At 62.9% G+C, this 20,871-nt stretch carries 16 protein-coding genes; 6 read left to right on the forward strand and 10 right to left on the reverse strand.

The features are described 5' to 3' along the window. Positions 1–5: 5 nt before the first annotated feature. Entirely contained in the window at positions 6–3,071 is a 3,066-nt protein-coding gene (locus PQQ96_RS02605; protein WP_408288345.1) for an efflux RND transporter permease subunit, read from the reverse strand. Between the two features lie 12 nt (positions 3,072–3,083). After that, positions 3,084–4,301, reverse strand: a complete 1,218-nt coding sequence (locus tag PQQ96_RS02610) for an efflux RND transporter periplasmic adaptor subunit (protein ID WP_408288348.1) — start codon at positions 4,299–4,301, stop codon at positions 3,084–3,086. Between the two features lie 339 nt (positions 4,302–4,640). Here PQQ96_RS02610 and PQQ96_RS02615 point away from each other — a divergent pair, with 339 nt between their 5' ends. The 6 genes from PQQ96_RS02615 (at position 4,641) to PQQ96_RS02640 (ending at position 11,735) form a co-directional block, all read left to right on the forward strand. Beyond that, positions 4,641–6,110, forward strand: a complete 1,470-nt coding sequence (locus PQQ96_RS02615; RefSeq protein WP_408288351.1) for a sensor histidine kinase — start codon at positions 4,641–4,643, stop codon at positions 6,108–6,110. Then, positions 6,095–7,477 (forward strand): sigma-54-dependent transcriptional regulator, encoded by a 1,383-nt coding sequence (locus PQQ96_RS02620; protein ID WP_408288354.1) that lies wholly within the window; start codon positions 6,095–6,097, stop codon positions 7,475–7,477. Before PQQ96_RS02615 ends, PQQ96_RS02620 begins: the two co-directional genes overlap by 16 nt. Positions 7,478–7,659: 182 nt before the next feature. Then, positions 7,660–8,904, forward strand: coding sequence for a Crp/Fnr family transcriptional regulator (locus PQQ96_RS02625; protein ID WP_408288356.1), 1,245 nt, complete (start codon positions 7,660–7,662; stop codon positions 8,902–8,904). 71 nt (positions 8,905–8,975) lie between these two features. Further along, complete coding sequence (locus tag PQQ96_RS02630) at positions 8,976–9,740, forward strand: flagellar motor protein (RefSeq protein WP_074286921.1); 765 nt, start codon at positions 8,976–8,978, stop codon at positions 9,738–9,740. A 108-nt stretch (positions 9,741–9,848) separates the two neighbouring features. Beyond that, the gene (locus tag PQQ96_RS02635) at positions 9,849–10,565 is read left to right on the forward strand and encodes an OmpA family protein (RefSeq protein WP_408288359.1); all 717 of its coding nucleotides are present in this window, start codon (positions 9,849–9,851) and stop codon (positions 10,563–10,565) included. 276 nt (positions 10,566–10,841) lie between these two features. Further along, positions 10,842–11,735 carry a sterol desaturase family protein gene (locus PQQ96_RS02640; protein ID WP_408288362.1) on the forward strand — a complete coding sequence of 298 codons (894 nt, stop codon included), beginning with the start codon at positions 10,842–10,844 and terminating at the stop codon, positions 11,733–11,735. On the opposite strand, the gene PQQ96_RS02645 is transcribed toward PQQ96_RS02640, so the two are convergent. From PQQ96_RS02645 to PQQ96_RS02680, 8 genes are all read right to left on the reverse strand, one after another. Next, positions 11,658–12,836 carry an MFS transporter gene (locus PQQ96_RS02645; RefSeq protein ID WP_408288365.1) on the reverse strand — a complete coding sequence of 393 codons (1,179 nt, stop codon included), beginning with the start codon at positions 12,834–12,836 and terminating at the stop codon, positions 11,658–11,660. The genes PQQ96_RS02640 and PQQ96_RS02645 overlap by 78 nt on opposite strands. After that, on the reverse strand, positions 12,833–13,627 hold the full coding sequence (locus tag PQQ96_RS02650; RefSeq protein ID WP_408288368.1) for a DeoR/GlpR family DNA-binding transcription regulator: 795 nt from the start codon (positions 13,625–13,627) through the stop codon (positions 12,833–12,835). The genes PQQ96_RS02645 and PQQ96_RS02650 overlap by 4 nt, the downstream gene beginning before the upstream one ends. 302 nt (positions 13,628–13,929) lie before the next feature. Further along, positions 13,930–14,847, reverse strand: a complete 918-nt coding sequence (locus PQQ96_RS02655) for an HvfC/BufC family peptide modification chaperone (protein WP_408288371.1) — start codon at positions 14,845–14,847, stop codon at positions 13,930–13,932. Beyond that, entirely contained in the window at positions 14,831–15,727 is an 897-nt protein-coding gene (bufB, locus tag PQQ96_RS02660; protein WP_408288374.1) for an MNIO family bufferin maturase, read from the reverse strand. Before bufB ends, PQQ96_RS02655 begins: the two co-directional genes overlap by 17 nt. Before the next feature lie 37 nt (positions 15,728–15,764). Then, entirely contained in the window at positions 15,765–16,028 is a 264-nt protein-coding gene (locus PQQ96_RS02665) for a BufA1 family periplasmic bufferin-type metallophore (RefSeq protein ID WP_408288377.1), read from the reverse strand. 155 nt (positions 16,029–16,183) lie between these two features. Then, entirely contained in the window at positions 16,184–16,645 is a 462-nt protein-coding gene (locus PQQ96_RS02670) for a copper chaperone PCu(A)C (protein ID WP_408288380.1), read from the reverse strand. A 63-nt stretch (positions 16,646–16,708) separates the two neighbouring features. Beyond that, complete coding sequence (locus PQQ96_RS02675) at positions 16,709–18,250, reverse strand: PepSY-associated TM helix domain-containing protein (protein ID WP_408288383.1); 1,542 nt, start codon at positions 18,248–18,250, stop codon at positions 16,709–16,711. A 131-nt stretch (positions 18,251–18,381) separates the two neighbouring features. Further along, positions 18,382–20,790: a TonB-dependent receptor gene (locus tag PQQ96_RS02680; protein WP_408288386.1), complete on the reverse strand. Its 2,409-nt coding sequence runs from the start codon at positions 20,788–20,790 to the stop codon at positions 18,382–18,384. Between the last annotated feature and the right edge of the window lie 81 nt (positions 20,791–20,871).

The following is a 20,871-nucleotide window of genomic DNA, read 5'->3' on the forward strand; positions in this document are numbered from 1 at the left end:
GCGCGTTACTCCGCAACGGCCGGTTTGCGCTTGCTGAAGTGGTCTTCGACGCGATGCATCGCAAGATACATCACAGGCGTGGAGAACAGCGTCAGCAATTGGCTGATGATCAGCCCGCCGATGATCGCGATACCGAGCGGATGCCGCAATTCCGAACCCATGCCGGTGCCGAACGCGAGCGGCACGGCGCCGAACAGTGAGGCCATGGTGGTCATCAGGATCGGCCGGAAACGCAGTTCGGCGGCGCGGCGAATCGCCTCGACGGCGGGCAGCTTGTCGTGACGCTCCAGTTCGAGCGCGAAGTCGATCATCATGATGGCGTTCTTCATCACGATGCCAATCAGCAGCACGATGCCGATCAGTCCGATGATGTCGAACTGGGTGCCCGTGATGACCAGCGCCAGCAACGCGCCGAGTGCCGCCGAGGGCAGTGTCGACAGGATCGTCACTGGATGGATGAAGCTTTCGTACAGCACGCCGAGCATCAGATACACGACGATGATGGCGGCGCCCACCAGAAACGCCTCATTGGACAACGACGACTGGAAGGTCGCCGCCGCGCCTTCCAGCGAGGCCTTCACGGTTATCGGCAAGCCGATCTGCTTCTTGATGTCGGTGAGCCGCGAGACCGCAGTGCCGAGCGTGTAGCCCGGTTGCAGATTGAACGAGACGTCGGCATACGGGAATTGACCCTGGCGGTTGATTGTCACCGGTGCATGGATCAACTTCATCGTCGCCATGCTGGCGAGGGGCGCCACCTCGCCCGAGGACGTGTCCACGTAGAGGCCCGAGAGCAGGTCGGACGGATCGCCGGAGGCCTTGTCCGCCACCAGCACGACGTGATACTGGTTGAGTTGCGTGTAGATGGTGGAGACCTGGCGCTGGCCGAAGGCGTCGTACAGCACGTCGTCGATGGCTTGCGGCGTGATGCCGAGACGTGAGGCGGTGGCGCGGTCGAAGGTCAGCTGAATCTGGTTGCCTTGCTGCAGCGCCTGGCTTTGCACATCGGCGAACGCCGGGTCTTGCCGGAGCGCGGCGATCAGCTTGCCGGTCCATTGATCGAGCACCGCCGGCTCGGTGGCCTGCAGGCCGACGCGGTAGCTGGTGGTCGAGATCGTGTCGTCGAGCGTCAGATCCTGCACGGGATGCAGGAACAGCCGCATGCCGGCGAGACTGCCGGTGGCGTCCGAGAGGCGCCGGATCACCGCGACGCTGCTATCGCGATCGCCTTTGTCCTTCAGATTGATCAGCACCGTGCCCTGGTTGAGCGTGGGGCTGGTCTGATTGATGCCGACAAACGAAGACAGGCTTTCCACCGCCGGGTCCTTCAGCAGATCGTTGACCAGTTGCTGCTGTTTCTGGACCATGTACGGAAACGAGATGGTCGGCGCGGCTTGCGAGATGCCCTCGATCAGACCGGTGTCCTGTTCCGGGAAGAAGCCCTTGGGCATCAGCAACAACACCAGAAAGGTCAGTGCCGCCGTGAGCGCTACAGACAACAGCGTCAGGCCGCGATGCTCCAGCACCCAGCCGAGGCTTTGCCCGTAGCGGCGATTCACACGGTCGAAGAAATCGACGCGGTGTTCCGCCTCATGTTCCTTGAACATGCGCGAGCTCATCATCGGCGTGAGGGTGAGCGATACGACAGCCGAGATCACGATCGCAATCGCGAGCGTCAGCGCGAATTCGCGGAACAACCGGCCCACCACATCGCCCATGAAGAGCAGCGGAATCATCACCGCGATCAGCGACACCGACAGCGAAATGATCGTAAAGCCGATCTGCTTTGAGCCTTTCAACGCGGCTTCGAGCGGCTTGTCGCCTGCCTCGATATAGCGCGTGATGTTCTCGATCATCACGATGGCGTCGTCAACCACGAAGCCTGTCGCGACGGTGAGCGACATCAGCGTCAGGTTGTTCAGCGAAAAGCCGAGACCATAGGCCACCGCGAGCGTGCCGATCAGCGACAGCGGCACGGTTACGGCGGGAATGATCGTCGCGGCCAGCTTGCGCAGGAAGATGAAAATCACCATCACGACCAGCGCGACGGCCACCGCGAGTTCGTATTCGACGTCGGTGACGGAGGCACGGATCGTTTGCGTGCGGTCGGTCAGCACGTCGACTTTGAGCGTGCCCGGCAAGCTCGCGCGCAACTGCGGCAGCAGTTTCTGCACGCGATCGACCACGGCGATCACGTTGGCGCCCGGTTGCCGCTGGATATTCAGCACGATCGACGGTGTGCTGTTCGTCCACGCCGCCTGCTGAACGTCTTCGGCCGCCTCGACCGAGGTGGCGACCTGGGCGAGCCGGATCGGCGCACCGTTCTTGTAGGCGAGAATGACGTCGGGGTACTGATCGGCAGTCTGCAACTGGTCGTTCGCACCGATCGAGTAGGCCTGGTATTTGCCGTCGAGATTGCCCTTCGCCTGATTGACGTTAGCGTTGCCAAGCGCGGTGCGCACATCGTCGAGCGAGAGCCCCAGCGAATTGAGCGCGCCCGAATTGGCTTCGATACGTACGGCCGGCCGCTGGCCGCCGCTGATCGTCACAAGGCCGACGCCGGAGATCTGCGAAATCTTCTGCGCGAGGCGCGTATCGGCAAGATCTTCGATCCGGGTGAGCGGCAGCACGTTCGAGGTGAGCGACAGCGTGAGTACGGGCGCGTCCGCCGGATTGACCTTGCTGTAGACCGGTGGGTAGGGCAGGTTGGTCGGCAGATAGCTGGCGGACGCGTTGATGGCCGCTTGCACTTCCTGTTCGGCAACGTCGAGGGAGAGCGCGAGATCGAATTCGAGCGTGATGACCGAGACGCCGTTCGAACTCGTCGAGTTCATGGTTTTCAGTCCCGCCATTTCGCCGAGCTGGACCTCGAGCGGCGCTGTGATCGACGAGCTGACCACATCGGGGCTTGCCCCGGGATACTGGGTGTAGACCTGGATCGTCGGGTAGTCGACCTCCGGCAACGCGGAGACCGGCAGCAGGTGATAACCGAGCAGGCCGGCAAGCAGCACGGCGACCATCAGCAGCGAAGTCGCGATCGGCCGCTCGATGAAAGGGCGGGAAATGTTCATGAAGGCCGCCCGTTAATTGGACGTCACCCTGGACGCTGCCGCAGCGGACGAGGCTGAGGAAGCCGAGGCGGCCGATGCCGAGGAAGCCGCGGACGCCCGCGCCGGCGTCGCCGACACCACGCGTACCAGCGAGCCGTTGTCGAGCTTGTCGGCGCCGTCGGTCACTACCCGCTCGCCGGCCTTGATGCCGCCGTCGAGAATCGCCGTGTTGTCGCCGCTGACCGGGCCGGACTTCACATTGCGCAGCGCAACCTTGCCGCCTGCGCCGACCACGAATACGAAGTCGCCATTGGAGCCGTGCTGGATCGCCGCCGTGGGGATCACGGGGATCTGATTTAACGTGTCCGCCTGCATGCGTGCGTTCACGAACTGATTCGGAAACAGCGCGTCGCCGGACTGCGGGAATTCAGCCTTGACCTTGATCGTGCCGGTGGCGGTGTCCACCTGGTTGTCGACGGCGAGCAAGCTGCCGTGGGCCAGCAGGGTCTTCTTGTCGCGGTCGTAGGCGAGCACCGCGACGGCGCCGCGCGACATCGCCTGACGGATCTGGCCGAGATAGTCTTCGGGCACCGCATACACCACGGTGGCCGGCTGCAACTGCGTGATGACCGCGACGCCGGTGGTGCTGGTCGTCGTCACGTAGTTGCCCGGATCGACGAGGCGCAAACCTACCACGCCGTCCACGGGCGACGTGATCGTGCAATAGCTCACCTGCACCTGCAGGTTCTTCACATTGCCGGTATCGGAGACGACCGTGCCCTGATCTTCGTTGACGGTCGCCACCTGGGTATCGAGAGTCTGCTGGGTGATCGAGCCGACCTTGATCAACTGGCGGTAGCGCTGCAAGTCGAGTTGCGCATTGGCGAGCGCGGCCTTGTCATGCGTTAGCGTGCCTTGCGCCTGGACGAGTTGCGCCTCCAGCGCGCGCGAATCGATGCGCGCGATCACCTGGCCTCGATGGACGAACTGGCCTTCCTTGAAGTCGACCGAATCGAGTATGCCGTTGACCTGGGTGATCACCGTCACGGTTCGCGTCGGTGTCACGGTGCCGAGTGAATCGATGTAAACGGGCACGTCGGCCAGTCTCGCGGCGACGGCCGAAACGGGCGTGCCGCGCGGTGTCGCCGGCGCTTTCTGCGCGGGATGCCGGAAGTGAAAAAACCAGACCGCCACGACAGCCAGCAACACGATCACGACGGCCGCGGTCCAGTTCAGATGGTGTCTTTTCATGCGCGCCTCGTTTGCGAAAGCGGGGGTGTGCCGCCATCGAGAGGCTGCTTGCCAGGATTTGCAACGACTATGCCAGGTGAGTGGCGCCGATGCAGCGGGGCTTGTGCGCGCGGGACAGGTCCGGCGTTGTCGTGATTTGTGACGGCTACTGTCGCAAATCACGACAACCCGGCACGACAATCCGGCGTCCGCTTTCATCGGGCCTGCGCCTGACGGCGGCGCGACGGCCACTGCGGCGCGGGCTGCCGGCCGGTGTCATGTCAGTCGGGTTCAGCCTGGCATACCATTCGCATCAGATCGTCTTGTCGATGTGCAACACCCGAACACCCCAGGACCCTCATGCTTCGATCGTTACGCGGCCGTCTGATCGTGCTGCTCGTGCTGCTGGTTGTGGCCGCAGGCGCGACGGCCACCTTGATGATCGGGCTGTTCCATCAGTCGGCTGCGGCGCGGGTCGGCCAGGCGGCGGCTGAGAACAGCCGCGCCTGCGAATCGATTGCCGCGGCGTACCGCCTGCATGGCGCCGAACTGGCCGGGCTCCCACCTTCGCCCGACAACGCCGCCGTGCGCGAACGCCTGACCTCGCTCGTGCAAGGCGCGCTGCGCAACCGGCCGGGCGTGCAAGGCGGCATCTGGGCGGGCGACATGGGCTCGGTGGCCTACGCCTTTCCGACCTACGACGGCGCCACCCCGCGCACCGATCCGCCCGGCGGTGAGCTGCCACGCATCCGCGCCACCAATGCCGCCGCATTGAGTGGCGACCGCGCGGCCAGCAACCGTTACGGCGTGCTCTCCCGAACCCTGCTGATCGCGGCGTGTCCGCTGCCGGGGCCGGTTCCGCGCCTGACCGCCTGGACCATGACATGGACCTTCACGTTTGCGGGCAGCAGCTACTATCAGATGATGGCGGGGCAAGCCGTGCTGCTCGTCACGGTGCTGGTTGCCGCTGCCTTGCTGACGCACCTGACGATGACATGGTCGCGCCATGTCTCGCAGATCGAGGCGGCGCTCAATACGTACGACGTCGCTGATATGCCGGTGCTGCCGGCCACGCGCGAACGCGAGCTGGATCGCATCGTGCTGGCGTTGAACGAGGCCGGGCGCCGGCTCTCCGCTGCGCGGCTGCGTGGCGACCAGCTCGCGCGGCAGATGGCGACCGCCGAGCGGCTGGCCGCGATTGGCCGGGTCGCGGCCGGTGTCGCGCATGAGATCCGCAACCCCATCGCGGCGATGCGTCTGAAAGCCGAGAGCGCGGTGGCCGGCGGAGCCGAGCGCCAGCCCCAGGCGTTGCGTGTGATCCTCGGCGAGATCGAACGGCTCGACGCCCTGGTGCGCCGGCTGCTGAGCATTACTGAACATGACGAACCCAAGCGCGAGCGGCTCGACGTCGGCGCGTTTCTCGACGGGTGTATTGCACAGCATACTGAGCGTGCCGCGGCGAAGCAGGTAACGATTGCCTGCACGGCCGAGCCAGGGGAGGCACGTTTCGATCCGGACCAGCTTCAGCGCGCGCTGGATAATCTGATTCTGAACGCGATCAATGCGGCGCCGGAAGGCAGCCGGATCGACGTCGCCGCGGTGCACCGCACGGATGCGCTAGTCTTATCCGTACATGATCGAGGCGTGGGCCCGCCTGAGGGCATTCGGGATCATCTGTTCGAGCCGTTCGTGACCGGGCGGCCGGATGGAACGGGTTTAGGCCTGTCGATCGTGCGTGAAGTGGCTGAAGCGCACGGCGGCTCGGCGCGTTTTATATTGACGGACAACGGAACCTCCTTCGAGATTATCTTGCCATGGCCCACATCCTGATCGTCGACGACGACGCGACCATGCGCGACGCACTCGCCGAAGTGGTCATCGACCTGGGCCACAGCGCGTGCCTGGCCGCTAACGGCATGCTTGCGCTCGAGTTGCTCGACAGTGAATCCGTCAACGCCATGATCCTCGACCTGCGCATGCCCGGCATCGACGGGCTCGAGGTGCTGCGCCGCATGCGCGAGCGCGCCGGTGCGCCTCCGGTGACCGTGTTGACGGCCCACGCGACGGCTTCCAATACGATCGAAGCCATGCGTCTGGGCGCTTTCGATCATCTGACCAAGCCGATCGGCCGCGCCGATCTCGCCCAGGTTCTGCAGCGCATGCTAGCCAGCGTCGTAGAGTCCAGCGGGGGCGTCCGCGCGATGGAATCCGAGGCGCTGATCGGTTCGAGCGAGGCGATGCGGACCGTACAGAAGACGATCGGCGTGCTCGCCGATAGCGACGCCACCGTGTTGATCACGGGGGATACGGGAACCGGAAAAGAGGTCGTCGCACGTGCGATTCACGAACACGGTCAGCGCAATCGCGGGCCATTCGTCGCGGTCAATTGCGCGGCGATTCCCGCCGATCTGCTGGAAAGCGAACTCTTCGGCCATGTTCGCGGCGCGTTCACCGGCGCGAGCGCCGATCGCGAAGGGGCGTTCCGCCAGGCCGAATGCGGCACGCTGTTTCTCGACGAGATCGGCGATATGAACATTGCGATGCAGGCGAAGATCCTGCGCGCGTTGCAGGAACGCGTCGTCGTGCCGGTGGGCGGCAGACCTGTTCCAGTCAAGGTGCGCGTGATCGCGGCGACCCATCGCGATCTCCTCCGCGCTGTGCGTGACGGCACGTTTCGCGAGGATCTCTTCTACCGGTTGCACGTGGTGCCCATTCACTTGCCGCCGCTGTCCGAAAGGATCGCTGACATCGTCCCGCTCGCCGAGTATTTTCTGAATCGCGCGACGGCGGGTAAGCGCCTGTCCGCCGACGCGGCGGCGCATCTGATCCGCTATGGCTGGCCCGGCAATGCGCGCGAACTGAAGAATGCGATGGAGCGGGCCGCGGTGATGGTGCGCGGCGAATACATTCACGCAACCGATCTGGCGTTCCTTGAAGACGCACGCTCGCGGCAGGATCACGTGGTCGACTGGCCGGATGAAGACCTGCCCTCGGCGCTGGCACGGCTGGAGGAAATGCTGATTCGCCGGGCGTTAAAACATAGCGGCAACAACCGCACCGACGCCGCACGTCGGCTCAATGTAAACCGCCAACTGCTTTACGCGAAGCTCAAGCGTTATGGGATCGAGGTGGCCGACGCTCCACACGAGGGCAAGGACGGTATTGAAGGCAGCGAGAGTGGTGAAGGCGAGCTGTAGTCACTGCGAAGGGCTCGCCAAACGTTTGCGCCGTTGCAGCTATTGGTCTGACGATTTGTCAGGTTAAAGATTTGCGTTTTGCATGTCGTTATCCAGTCAAATAAGTCGGGACCATCGCGCATACCTGTGCCTTACGAAGGCGCGGGATGCACGAGGCAATAGCTCTTCGGGGGAAATGAATCTTGAATCACCAACGATCGCCATGGTCGCGCGCAGCGGCCCCAGGTGAAGTCATCTATTCGGAAGGCTTCGCAGGCGACGCCGTCATCTACGTGATCGCAGACGGCAAAGTCGAAATCTCCACCCAATGCGACGAAAAGAAAGTCATCCTCGCAACGCTCGGCAAGGGCGAGTTTTTTGGCGAGGCGTCGTTGTTGCCGGCCGAACCGCGAGCGCACACCGCGAGGGCCCTTAGCTTCTGTCAATTGACGGTCATTGCAGCGAACGTCGTGGAAGAGGAGCTCGAGCGCGTATCGCCGCTGCTGCGTCATATCGTGCGCACCATGATTCGACGCGTGAAGAAGAAGGACGATGTTCTTGCCACCAATACGCATGCCGATTTTCTGCCCGGTGTGCTCTCGTACGCCCATGTTCTCTCGCTGATGGCGGGTATCGAGAACGTAGACCGGCTGGACGGACGCGGGCGCCGCGCTCAAGGGGAAGAGTGCTCGGTGCCCCTGCCTGACGTCATCAAGAAGTGCAATGCGATTGCCGGTCATTCCCGTCCGCATGTAATGGCGATGCTCAAGCGTATGGAAAAACTCAACCTCGTGACGCTCGAGCCGGGCCGCTCCGATCGCGTGAGCACGATGTCGGCGCGATACTCGGCGCAAGACGGCGCAGCCGGCCGGCAGCTCGTGACCTTCGATCCCGTGCGGATCACGGAACGGGCTCAGCAGGTGGCGGACCACGATCTCGACGTTTCGATCAACAGTGAACTGGAACTGATCGAGCTGGCCGACCTGGAGGCGCTGATCGGCGTCGAGAAGAATCTGATCCTCAACAAACTCTCGCATGCGGAAATCGCCGAAGACATCTTCGCGTTTCGCAAGACCAAGGTACTGAATTACGTCGAGGAAAAGGGCATCACGTATTTTTCGCGGCGCAATCCCCGTGGCACAAGCGAGCTGAAGTCGCTGGACGATCTGGAGTTCGTCGACCAGCGAACCTTGTTCGAAGCCGTGAGCGCTTTCGATACCTATGACCTCGCGAAACTGCTCGCCGCTGTGACAGGCGAGCCTGTCTGCGACCGGTTGTTCTCGGTGATGACCGAGGCGCGCAAGAAGGAGGTGTCGTGGGTCATGCGGCGTGAAATCAAGATCGATCCGCTCGAGGTTGCCGAGATCGAGGAGCGATTCATTGAGACCGTACGCGCGATCAAATCTCCGGTGGCCAATGGTGCGCTGCTTTCCAATGTGAATGCCTGACACCTGGTGGTCGGACGACGGGCCGCGTTCAGGCCTGGTCCGACGACCAGAGTGGCCGTTCGAGAGGATGTATGGATCTTTTGACGCTATTTGGCGCCCTGTTCGGCGTGACGGCCATCGTGGCCGGCTTCTCGCTCGAGGGTGGGCACTTCACCTCGCTGTTTCAACTGGAGGCACTCGTCATCGTAGTGGGCGGCACCTTCGGCGCGGTGATGATCCAGAACACGTGGGCCCGGTTTTACGACGGCTTGAAGCAGTTGCGCCTTGCTTTTGTGAAAGCGCGGCAGGTGGACCGGGAAAGCTTGTCGGTGCTGCTCGAGTGGGGCGATCAGGCGAAGGTGAACGGCATGCTCGTGTTCGAGTCGATCGAGGCGGGCGGCATCAATCCGTTTGCCAAACGCGGTTTGGAGTTGCTGGCCAACGGTGTGTCGACTGCCGTGCTCGAAGACGCTTTGCAACGCGAACTGGATGCCTATGAGCGCAATCACATGGCGGCCGCGCGGATATGGCAGCAGGCGGGGGGCTATGCGCCGACGTTCGGCATCCTGGGGGCGGTGCTCGGCCTGATTCAGGTCACCGGTCATATGCTCGAGCCGGCGCAACTCGGGCAAGGGATTGCCGTTGCGTTTGTGGCCACGCTGTACGGTCTCGCACTGGCGAACCTGGTGTTTCTGCCCTTGTACGGAAAGATCAGGGCGCAGGTGGATAGCGAATTGCGTTTCAGACGTTTATACCTCGATGGCCTGCTTGCGATATCGCGCAAGGAGTCGCCCCACACGATCGAAACCCGGCTCGCGGGCGACATCCGGGAAAGATCAGCTGAGTTGCTCGGTTAATCGCTCTCGAAGCCGACCTTCAACCCGGCTTCGAAGCCGGCCTTGATCGCTGGGCTAAAACTCGCTAGGCGCCCATTCAAACGCAATACGGAAGCAGACGTTTCGAGCATGAACACTTCTTCGGGTAACAGGCGCCTGGCCGCAAACAAAACCGGTTATCAGCACCACGCTGACGGCAGCGACGGCGATGACGAGGCACAGTCCGGGCGCTGGTTGATTTCCTATGCGGACCTCGTCACCACGCTGATGGTGTTGTTCCTGGCGCTCTATGCGCTGCAGTTGGCGAAAACCCGGGAGCTCGAAATAAAGATCCTCGAGCGTCGTGCGATGAAAACGGAGACGGCCGCCGGCAGCGCCCACGCACCGGTCGCCGTGCCTGGTGCGCCCGATGCCGCAAGGCGGCAGCTTCTTTCATTGCTTGCGCCGCTGCAGGACAGCCAGCAGATTACGATTTCGAATGCCGCGCAGGGTGTGGAAATCGCCATCAACGCGAAGGTGCTCTTCAACTCGGGTGACGCGCGTTTGCTGCCGGAATCGTTCGGGGTGCTGGAGCAGATCGCCGGAGTACTGCGCGACCGGTCAAAGAACAACATCCTCGTCGAGGGACACACGGACAGTGTGCCGATATCGACCGCGAAATATGAATCCAACTGGGAACTGTCGTCGGCGCGGGCCGGTGCCGTGGTTCGATTCTTTGCCGACAAAGGAATCGAACCTCACAGAATGGCCGCCATCGGCCGGGCGGACAATTTCCCCCTGATCATCGGCGACGATGCGGCCGCGCGCGCCGCGAATCGTCGCGTCACCATCCTCGTGGAATATTGAGTGACAAGACCGGTGAGCGCGTGGCGGATCGCACCATGTCGATTGCTACGTGTTTATACCGGGAACCTGCGCACCAAACGGTACTTGCGCACCGCCGAACAGGCTGCGAAGATCGCGTTAAAACCGCGCTTTCCTCTGATGTTTTTATTCTCCCGACGCCTCCGGCCGTGCTGATTGACCCATCGGCGATCCAGGCCGTGGGCTGACCGTTACCGGTCATGGCTGCCAGGTCGGGTGGTTGAGCGATTGAGCGCACCGTATTGACCAGGGAATTACATGTTTGCGTCGAGCCCGCTTACCGAACTGCTGGTCCATGCGAGTCGCTGGCTGTACGGTTACGCGCTCGCTCTGGTGATGATGGCCGTGGGCTCGGTGCTGGAGCGGCGCTGGCCGGCCGAGTTATTACAATCGCGGGCCGGAAAGCGCTTTAACGTCTTCTACGCCGCGCTGTATCTGGCGCTCGCGGAAGCCATGCGGCCGCTGATGGCGATGACCAGTGTCGCCATCGTCAATGCGCTCGGCGGCGGCTGGGTCGTGCTGGCTTCGCGGGGATGGGGCGCATTGGCCTCCATCGTGATCGTGCTATTGACGTTCGATCTGCTCGAATATGCGTTTCACCGCTTGCAGCATGCATGGCCCGTGCTGTGGAAGCTGCATTCGCTGCACCATAGTGCGGCCGAGTTCAACGTCACGGTGACGTTCCGGCATCACTGGTTCGAAGTGCTCATCAAGGGCTGCCTGCTTTATCCGATCGCGGGCGTACTGTTCAAGGTCGAGCCGTGGATCGTCGGCGTGACCACGATCATTTTCATGTTCGGCAATTACTTCGCGCATATGAACCTGCGCGTTGACCTGGGCCGCTTCACGACGTGGGTCAACAATCCGCAATACCACCGCCTGCACCACTCGAACCGCGCCGAGCATTTCGACCACAACTTCACGCAACTGCTGCCGCTGTGGGACCACCTGTTCGGCACGCTGTGGGTGCCGGCGAAGCACGAATGGCCGGCCACCGGTCTGGACGACGGCGCGCAACCGCGCTCGCTCCTAGGCGCCTTGAGCTGGCCGCTGCGCGCGCATGCCGGGCGTGATCTAGGCCAGCCTCGCGCTGCGCACCGCTTTGCCGCCCAGCAGGCAAACGATCAGGGTCGCCACGACGAGCACGCCTAACGCGAGGCGCAAGCCGAACAAGCCCGCGCCGAATCCGATCAGGGGCGGGCCGACCAGGAAACCGGCATAGCCCGCGGTGGCCGCCATCGACACGCCGACAGCCGGCGTGACGGTCGAGCGGCCCGCCGCACTGAAAATGACAGGAACGATATTCGCGAGGCCGACGCCGACCATCGCGAAGCCCGCGCAGGCCGTGAACACGGTCGGCAGGCTCAACACCAGCGTGAGCCCGGCGACCGCGAGCAGGCCGCCGAGGCCGATCACCTTGCTCGAGCCGAAGCGTCGCACGGAGACGTCGCCGACAAGGCGGCAAGCGGCCATTGAGAATGCAAACGCGGAATAGCCGACTGCGGCGACACTGGCCTCTTCGCTCAAGGCCGAGCGCAAGTACACCGCGCTCCAGTCGGCGACCGCGCCTTCCACCATCATGCACAGGAACGCGAGCATCGCCAGTTTCATCACACCGGCAGTGGGCCACGCAAATCCACTGGAGGCGGCCGCCGCCCGGGGGCCGAGATCGCGCAACGCGAGCGCCGCGGCAGCGACAATGAGGACGGCGATGAACACGTCCGGCAGAATGAGACCGCCCATCACGCCGACGCCGCCTTTCTGGAGCATGGCGCCGGTTGCCGCGCCAAGCAGGCCGCCCGCACTCCACGACGCATGAAAAGACGACATGATCGGCGACTTCCATTGCGTTTCGATCGTGCTGGCGTGGCCGTTCATCGACACGTCGAGCGCGCCGTTCGCCGCACCCAGTGCGAGAAGCGCGATGCACAACGTGGCCAGGTTCGGCGCGAAGGCGGGGAGCGGCAGCGCCACGACAAAGGCCGCGCCGAGCAGCGCGGTGGCCCGGCCGCTGCCGAAGCGCGGCGCCAACTGTCCCGCCAGCGGCATCGCGACGATGGCCCCCAGCGCAAAGGCGAATAACGCGATGCCTAACGAGGCGTCGCTAAGGGACAGGCTTTCCTTGATGCGCGGCACTTCGACCGCCCAGGCGCCGATCCCGAAGCCGTTGGCGAGAAACACGCCGAGGGTGGCCACACGCTCCTTGAGCGGTTTCATGGAGGGTGTGCTGACCGGTTGAGCGAGTGAAGTCATGAGCGCGCCACCATCACGTTGTCGCAGACCGCTTCGAACAGGGCGCGCCGTTCGGCTATCACATCCGCTTCGATGAACAGATAGTCCACGGCGTCAGTTGGTGCCACGAAAAACGGCGCGGCGGTCATCAGCTTTTCCGATGTCAGGGCAATCGCGATCTGGCTGCTGGCTTTCACCATCGCGCGCTTGAGTTCAGCGTCTTCGGCCTCGAAGGCGGCGACCCCTTCGTCTGGATCGAACGCGCAGGCGCCCAGGAAGCACAGGTCGGGCTTGATCTGCTGGATCTGCAGCAAGGCCGTGGCGCCGGTCGCGCCGGCCGCGTGCTGGGCGATGCGCCCGCCGATCATGATGATGTCGAACCCGGGCCGGTTCAGGAGCCGCGCGCACGCCTCAGGCGAGTTCGTCACGACGGTTAGATCCGCGTTGTCCGGCAACGCCGCGGCAATCGCGACGTTGGTCGAGCCGGCGTCCAGCAAAATGATCTGCTTCGGCCGGACGATTGACGCAGCGGTGGCGGCGAGACAGGCCTTCCGGTCCACGGCTTCGCCCATGCGCACCGCTGCGCTTTTGGCGGAAGGCGAGATCAGCAGGGCGCCGCCATAAACGCGCTTGCAATGGCCCTGATCGGCCAGTTCGCGCAGGTGACGGCGTATCGTGTGTTCGGATGTCTGGAGTTCAGCCGCGAGTTCGGACGCCAATACGCGGCCCTGCGCCCGCAGCCGTTCCAGAATCAGCTGTTCCCGCTCCTCGGGCAGAAGCCCGTCCATCGCATCCTGTCGCGTTCGTTGCATGACTTCACCTTGCCTGATTGCAAATCGATCATAATTAAGCATAATGTATCGTAAACGAGCGGGGTGTGCAATGGCGAGAAAGTGGTGAGGCGGTGAGGCGGTGAGGCGGAAAGGCGGAAAGGCGGAAAGGCGGAAAGGCGGTGAGGCGGAAAGGCGGAAAGGCGGAAAGGCGGTGACGCGGTCATTGCGTCACCGCGAGCCTTTGACGGTCCGGTCAGCACCGCCACGGTGGAATGTCACGCGCCCAGGCAGGTTGTCGAATGCAATCGAGAACCCGCTGAATGGATCGCATCGGCAGGTCGTTAAGGTCCTGGCGTAACCATAGGTTCAGCGGTCTGCGTGCCGCGCTGGAGCCCTGTAATCGCCGAGGCCGTGATCCACGCGCGCCATTGGGACGTGAAATCGAAGTCGGCATCGATTGCGAATGCCGAGTCGAGCGCTTCGTTGAGCGTCGCGCCGCGCTGCAACGCGTCGAAAGCCAAATGCGCGGCGGCGGATTGAACGAGTATGTACGGCCGCCATTGTGGTCGCACGACTAGCGCATGGGTCCGTGACTCGAGATCTGCCGGAACAGAGCCCGCCGGCTGATGCGCATTCCAGATCTCGGCGATGGCATAGCGCGACGAGACGAGCGCGCAGGCAGGGTGCACGGCTAGTTTCGCGTCGAGCAAGTCTTCGGGACGGATGGCGGCCCATTCCGATGGCGTAAGCACGTTAGCGTCCGTGGCAAAGTAGGCCAGATGCAGCGACCATTCGAGCCTCGCGAGGTCGGCGGCATAGCAGAAGCGGGGAGCCTGTTCGTATGTTTCGATGAAAGCCGGCAGCGCTGCGCCGAAGCGATTGAGGTCGCCGCTCTGCGACGGGTGCGCTTGCGCGTAAGCCATGGACAGCGCATCGAAGTGGGCTTCGCCGATCAGCGCCAGCAAGACGGGATAGGCGCTCGCGAGTGCAGCCCGCCGATTGGCCCGGATGCTGCTCCGATAGAGATCGACGCGTCGGCGCAGGTTGTCTGCGCGTTCGTTACTGTTGCCGTTGCCGTTGCCGTTGCCGCTGCCGCTGGAGCAGGGCGTTTGTCCTGTGGCACATGCCTCGTTATCGGCGCGAGCTTGCGCGTGCTCGGCTTCGCGCGGTGTGCATTGCAGTCGCTCAAGCACAGGCCGCTGTTCGCCCTCCAGCGATTCGGCAAACATGCGCTGCAGTGACTCAAGCGCTGTGAGCATCGCTGGCGTCATGTTGAGTCGAAGGAGGGAGGGCCGATTTCTGGGCGTGAACGCTTGCCTGAATATCACGGGCGCGGCCGGCTTCATCGAGCACGACGCTTAACGCAGGTATATCGGTATCCCACTCGATCAGCGCCGGTATTGTGCCGAACCGCTGTAGTGCGTATTCATAGAGCGCCCAGACTTCGTTGGCGACACGTGAGCCGTGATCGTCGATGACAGCGATGTCCGTCACGCGATGACCCGCAAGATGAATCTCGCCGATCGTGCCGATCGCCAGCGCGTTCATGGCCGCGATGGCGTCCTCTCCATGATTGCATTGGTTCACATACAGGTTGTTCACGTCGAGCAATACGCCGCAACCGGTGCGGGATGCGAGCTCGGCAAGGAATGCCGCCTCGCTGTACTGATCGTCGCGGAAGCGAACGTAGGTGGAGACGTTTTCCAGCAGAACTGGCCGGCCCAGCGCGTCCTGCAATTCGCTGACACGCGAAGAAAGCAGCGCGAGCGACGCTTCAGTCAAGGGCATCGGCAAAAGATCGTTCAGATGGCCGGCTGACGTCGCGCCCCAACAAAGATGTTCAGAGACGACAGCCGGCTCGATCCGCCTGATCAGACGTTTGAGCTTCGCAACGTGATCGAGGTCGAACGGGTTCGCTGAGCCAAGGCCGAGGCCGACGCCATGCAAACTGACGGGCAGGTCGCGTCGCACGGTGTCGAGCACGTGCAGGTCAAAGCCACCGTCACCGAAGTAGTTTTCACTGTGCACCTCGACCCAGTCGAGCGCCGGTGTAGCGCTGAGGAAGTCGCGGTAATGGGCATGGCGCAACCCGATACCGATGCCCGGCGGCGCGCCGGCAGAAGGGGCGAAGGGATGCATCAAAGGCCTCGAGCAGCACGGGAGCGCCGCGTTGCCATCAGGAATGCTGTTCGTCGATCTTGCCGCCCATCTTCGCGCAAGTTTCCTTCGGGACGGTTTTGAAGTCGCCTTTATCGTTGTCGACCTTGGCTTCCCCGGCGCAGTCATGGACACCGGTCTTGCTCGCGCAGTCGTTCTGACCGGCCTTGGCGATGCCAAAACACTGAACCTTCTCGTCAGCATGCGCTGCGCTGATGCCGGTGACCGTGAGTCCTGCGAGGGCCGCGGCGATCAAGGCCGGCCGGCTAAGTTTCGAGTTCATAGTGATTCTCCTGAGTAAGCGGCGGTGGATCGCCGCAGCACTTCAACTGTCGCTCCGCCATAGGTTGCCTTGGGGCGGATGCGTCGCGCCTGATGCGCCGCGCCAGGCACGTTTGTAAACCGATTTTAAGCTTGCGATATGGCCTGCCCAGTATCTTACTGGCTCATCGTACTCGCGCTTTTCACGGCGCAGGCGGCGGTGACCTTCTCGCCGTCGCTGAACGAGAACGTCAGCGGGATCGTCGTGCCGATCTTGAGCGGCTGTTTCGGATGCTCCAGCATCACGTGATAGTTGCCCGGCGCAAAGACGAGCGAGCCGTGCGCGGGCACCGCCACCTGATTGACCATCGCCATCGACGACGTGCTGCCCTGGCTTTGCGTCTGATGCAACATGGCCATGCTGAAAGCGTCGGCGCTGACCCCGACGAGATTGACTGGTTGGTCACCGTTATTGCTTGCCTTGAAATAGCCGCCCGATGGCAGATCGCCCGGCAAGGCGCGGATCCAGCAGTCGGATACGCTTGCCGCTGTTGAACCGTTTGCCGCGGCACCGGCGAACGCCTGAATGGATGATCCGCACAGCAAGGCGGCGAGTAGAAGCTTGCGTGATGTATTCATGATGTGGCTCCTTGGTTTTGACAGCGGGAATGAAGCGTTAAGTGGATTGCATAAGCAGGTTGCCTAAGCAGGCTGCCGCGTGGCGCGGCCAAAAATCGTGCGGTCGGCGAGCCACACCGCGAGCAGCGTGGCGCCCATCAATGGGAAGACGACGCCAAACAGAACGAGGCCGGTTTTCCAGCCACGCATCGGCGGCGCGGCGCGCTCGCGCGAGGGGGCGCCGAGCGAACGCTGCGGCCGCCGTTTCCACCACATCACGCAACCGGTCACGGCCATCCCCGCTAGCCCAAGCGAAATCGCGGCGCAGAGAATCTGATTGGCGACGCCGAAATAGCGGCCCATATGCAAGGACGTGCCGTACGAGACCGCCTTCGACACAGCGCCGTAGTCGCCGTAGCGAATGTCTTTCAGCACCGCGCCGCTGTATTGGTCGATGTACAGCGTGCGCTCGTCTTTCGGGTCGGCGGGAAAGTACGAAACGGTGTAGACGCCCGTAGCTGAGGTGGGCAGCACGATGTCGTAACCGCTTGAGACACCGAGCGAGGCGACGAGCGCAACGATGCGTCCGAGCGGCAGCGCTTGCGCCGCGTGTGCATCGGCGGATTGCGGTACCGGGGTGTTGCCGACGGCCCATGGCGTGAGCGGCAATGGCAGATCGTCCATGACCATGCCCGGCATCGAGTCCATGTTCGCTTCGTGCGCGCTGTGCCCGGCGTGTTCACCGCGCTCATCGTGGCTAGCGTGCGCTTCGTGCTTATCGTTTGATGCGTGGGTGCCGTGCTCCGATTGCGTCTCGGTGCCTGCATGCTCACCGGCACGCATGCCTGGCAGTACAGAGCGCAACGGCAAGCCGCCCCACGATCCCGGCGGCGCACCAAGATTGGCGGCGGTCGCGAGCGCCTTGAACTGCTTACCCCATGAACCTGTCCACGGCAGACCGCTCAGCACGAATACGAGTGCGCCGAGCGCGAGCCAGATGCCCATTACCACGTGTAGGTTCTTCCAAAGCGCGCGACCTTGTAGCGAAAACTGAGGCACCAGCGCTGCGCGTGCAGTGGTCTTCTCGCGCGGCCACCAGAGTGCGATGCCGGTGCCGATCATCACCAGTGTCCAGCACGCGGCGAGTTCCATCAGCAACTCGCCTGGTTTGCCGAGCAGCAGCTTGCGGTGAAGCATGCGGTCCACCTGCATGAAACGGTCTTCGACGCTCAGCGTGCCCAATACTTCGCCGCTGTACGGGTTCAGATAGACACTTTGCTTTTCGCCGTTGGCGAGACGGAAGATGAACTCGGTGCTGCGATCCGGTGCGCTCGCGATGGGGGCCGTCACCGCGCGCGCATCGGCTGGCATCGCTGCGCGGGCTTTAGCAAGCAAGGCGTCTTCAGTCAGCCTGGAGGTGGCTTGCGGTTCGACGACCAGGCGGTGCGGGTAAAGCAGCGGCTCGATTTGCGGCTGGAAGCAATACAGCGTGCCGGTGATCGCAAGCACCACCAGAAACGGCATGACAAAGAGTCCGGCGTAAAAGTGCCAGCGCCAGAGCGTCCGGTAGCCGGCGCTCGCAGCGCCCGTTGCCGGGGTCGTGCGTTGAGCGGTCGTGGTGGACATTTAATCCTCCTGAAGCAAAAAGTGGGTCGATCGGTGTGCGCAGCGATGGTCGTGTTGGTTTGCAACTCGCGAGTGCCTTGAGTGCGAGGCGCACACGAGGCGAGTGCAAACCACACATGACAATCACGTGTTCACATGCGCAGCTTCGCTTCGACGTAGAACGTGCGGCCCGGATAGGGGTGATAGACGAAATAGCGCTCGTCGAAGAGGTTATCCACGCCGATACCGATCTCGCTCAGCCTGGTCGGCTTGAAGGTAAACTTCGCATCGACCACCGTGTACGAACTGGTGCCGCCGAATACATCGGGATTCGTGTCGGTATTGGTGAGCGTGTTGTATTGGCGGCCGGAGTAGCGTGCGGCGAGCGTCAGCGCCGCGCGTTCGTCGATGTGATACGTCGCGGCGAGATTGACGCGCCACAGCGGAATCCGATAGAAGTACTTGCCGACGGTTGCCGGGTTCTGCGCATTCGCGAGGATCTTCGACTGGGTGTACGCCACGCTCCCCAGCAGGTCGAGACCGCGTACGAACACGTCCTGTCCCGAGTAGCTTGTTTCGACGCCGCGCGAACGCACCTTGCCGATGTTCTGGAAGTTCGTCACATTCGGAATCACGGTCGTATCGGTCTGACTGAAGATCGTGTTCTTCACATCGTCCTGAAACAGCGAGAAGCGAAACACGCCGTTCCAGTGCGCCCATTCGGCGGTCAGCTCTTTCGATAGATCGTCTTCAGGCTGCAGGTTCGGATTGTTGTTGATGATCGACGAGCCGTTGATTTGCCCTTGGAACAACTCGCCCACGGTCGGAAACCGATAGGCGCGGCCAATGGAGGCGCGCAGGATCAGGTCGTCGGTGACATCGAACGACAACGAGGCTTTCGGCGAGAAGTGTTGCTGGTTCGCGTCGCTGTACGGAATGGCTTTGCCGGGCAGCGCCTGCGAGCCGCCGTATGCTTGCCAGTCTTCATACCGCACGCCGTAGACCAACTTCCAGCGCGGCAGGAAGTGCCACGCATCCTGTGCGTACAGCGCCTGGGTCTGCGTCTTGCCCTTGAACGCATTGGCAAACGACGTGGCCGCGCCGTCGCGCCAGTTCAGCGTGTTGTAACTCTCGTTGTCGAGGAAGTAGTTGTCGTAGTGATAGCCGAAGCTCAGCGCGTGGCTCGTCAACCCTGCTTGCGGCGTGACGGGTGTGTACGTGGTGCGCAGATCGAGCGTTTTCCAGCCGGTGCCGTCGCCGAAAATCACTGTGCCGGGGCCGTTGCCTGGCGCACCTGAACTCGCCGTGCGCGCCACGCTATTGGCAATGTCATAGTACGAAGCGGTCGCTTCGCCGTTCCAGCCGATGGCGTTGCGGGTCTTGAGCGTGACGCCGTACAGCCAGTTCTCGCTATAGCCGAGACTCGGGGCGAGAGCAGCGGCCGGAATCGTATACTCGTAGCCGCCGATCGCGACCTTGCCGCTGTATACGGGGTTGCCGTTTGCGTCGCGCAGGAAGCTCGACGTCCCGCTGTTATAGGTCTGGTGCCAGTAGCCGAGCGTGAAGGCGGCCTGCAGTGTCGGCGTGAAGTCGTACTGCATCTTCAGCTTGAACTGGTCCTGTACCGTGTGTTCGATCCCTTCGCCGTTCACGCCGAGCACCGCGGTCGGTGTGTTGGTCTGGTTGTTGTAGAAGTACGCCCCGGTAACAGGCGTGTCACCGGCTTTCGCGGGCGTGCTGGATTTCACGAGTGTGGCGAATTGCAGCGGCTGGCTCGTGTTTTCCAGGTGATTCACACCGAGGAAATACGAGAATTTCCCGATCCGGTCGCCGATCGACGCGCTCGCTGCGCTGCCGTTGAAATTCTGATTCACACCGAACAGGCTGAAATGCTGGGTAAAGGCTTTGACATCCGCATCGGCTTCGAACTTGGTCGGCATGTGGGTGCTGATGAGTACCGTAGCGCCCAGCGAATTGCCCGGATAGAGCGCGGAGAACGGCCCGTAGATCACGTCGACCTGCTGGATCTCGTCGGCAAACACCATCGACCAGCGGGGCGGAAACGAATAGCTGTTGCCGAGCAGATTGCTGAGCAGCAGTCCGTCCGCGTAGACCAGACCGCGCGCGCTCTGCGTGTTGCTGGTGCCGCGTACGGCGATGATCGAATTCAGATCGCCGATAAAACGCTTGCGCACGGCAAGGTTCGGCATGGTCTTCAAGACGTCTTCGGTGTTGACGACGTTCCAGTTGTCGAACTGGTCGCGCGTCACGGTCTCGACTGAGGCCGGCAGGTTCGGCTCGACAGCGCGCGGGGCGGCGACGGCATTGGCATTGGCATTGGCGCTGACGCTGACAGCGGGCAGCGTGGCGTCGGCGGGCACACTCTGCGCGTGAGCCGGGGAGGCGATAAATGCCGGTACGAACGCCGGAATGAGCGCGGGAGCAAGCGCTTGAAATTGCGCGGGAAAAACCGACAGCGGTCGCCGAGCGGATGTGGATGTGATGCGCCGGGCGCCGCGGTGGGCGCAAACGGGCAGCCTTCGCAGAGCGAAGTTGAACATGAACGTTTCCTTGATGCATTGAACAGGCGATCGCGCGCTCCCTTAACGGGTGCGACAAGATGCGCGATCAGGAACAACGGC

The organism is Paraburkholderia sediminicola (assembly GCF_046027825.1).
Lineage (GTDB): Bacteria > Pseudomonadota > Gammaproteobacteria > Burkholderiales > Burkholderiaceae > Paraburkholderia > Paraburkholderia sediminicola_D.

Excerpts from the sequence above, each read along its gene's own strand:
- PQQ96_RS02675 (WP_408288383.1), bottom strand. The coding sequence starts at position 18,250 with ATGTCCACCACGACCGCTCAACGCACGACCCCGGCAACGGGCGCTGCG.
- PQQ96_RS02650 (WP_408288368.1), bottom strand. The coding sequence starts at position 13,627 with ATGCAACGAACGCGACAGGATGCGATGGACGGGCTTCTGCCCGAGGAG.
- PQQ96_RS02605 (WP_408288345.1), bottom strand. The coding sequence starts at position 3,071 with ATGAACATTTCCCGCCCTTTCATCGAGCGGCCGATCGCGACTTCGCTG.
- bufB (WP_408288374.1), bottom strand. The coding sequence starts at position 15,727 with ATGCATCCCTTCGCCCCTTCTGCCGGCGCGCCGCCGGGCATCGGTATC.
- PQQ96_RS02635 (WP_408288359.1), top strand. The coding sequence starts at position 9,849 with ATGAACACTTCTTCGGGTAACAGGCGCCTGGCCGCAAACAAAACCGGT.
- PQQ96_RS02610 (WP_408288348.1), bottom strand. The coding sequence starts at position 4,301 with ATGAAAAGACACCATCTGAACTGGACCGCGGCCGTCGTGATCGTGTTG.
- PQQ96_RS02655 (WP_408288371.1), bottom strand. The coding sequence starts at position 14,847 with ATGCTCACAGCGCTTGAGTCACTGCAGCGCATGTTTGCCGAATCGCTG.
- PQQ96_RS02665 (WP_408288377.1), bottom strand. The coding sequence starts at position 16,028 with ATGAACTCGAAACTTAGCCGGCCGGCCTTGATCGCCGCGGCCCTCGCA.
- PQQ96_RS02615 (WP_408288351.1), top strand. The coding sequence starts at position 4,641 with ATGCTTCGATCGTTACGCGGCCGTCTGATCGTGCTGCTCGTGCTGCTG.
- PQQ96_RS02640 (WP_408288362.1), top strand. The coding sequence starts at position 10,842 with ATGTTTGCGTCGAGCCCGCTTACCGAACTGCTGGTCCATGCGAGTCGC.
- PQQ96_RS02630 (WP_074286921.1), top strand. The coding sequence starts at position 8,976 with ATGGATCTTTTGACGCTATTTGGCGCCCTGTTCGGCGTGACGGCCATC.
- PQQ96_RS02645 (WP_408288365.1), bottom strand. The coding sequence starts at position 12,836 with ATGACTTCACTCGCTCAACCGGTCAGCACACCCTCCATGAAACCGCTC.
- PQQ96_RS02620 (WP_408288354.1), top strand. The coding sequence starts at position 6,095 with ATGGCCCACATCCTGATCGTCGACGACGACGCGACCATGCGCGACGCA.
- PQQ96_RS02680 (WP_408288386.1), bottom strand. The coding sequence starts at position 20,790 with ATGTTCAACTTCGCTCTGCGAAGGCTGCCCGTTTGCGCCCACCGCGGC.
- PQQ96_RS02670 (WP_408288380.1), bottom strand. The coding sequence starts at position 16,645 with ATGAATACATCACGCAAGCTTCTACTCGCCGCCTTGCTGTGCGGATCA.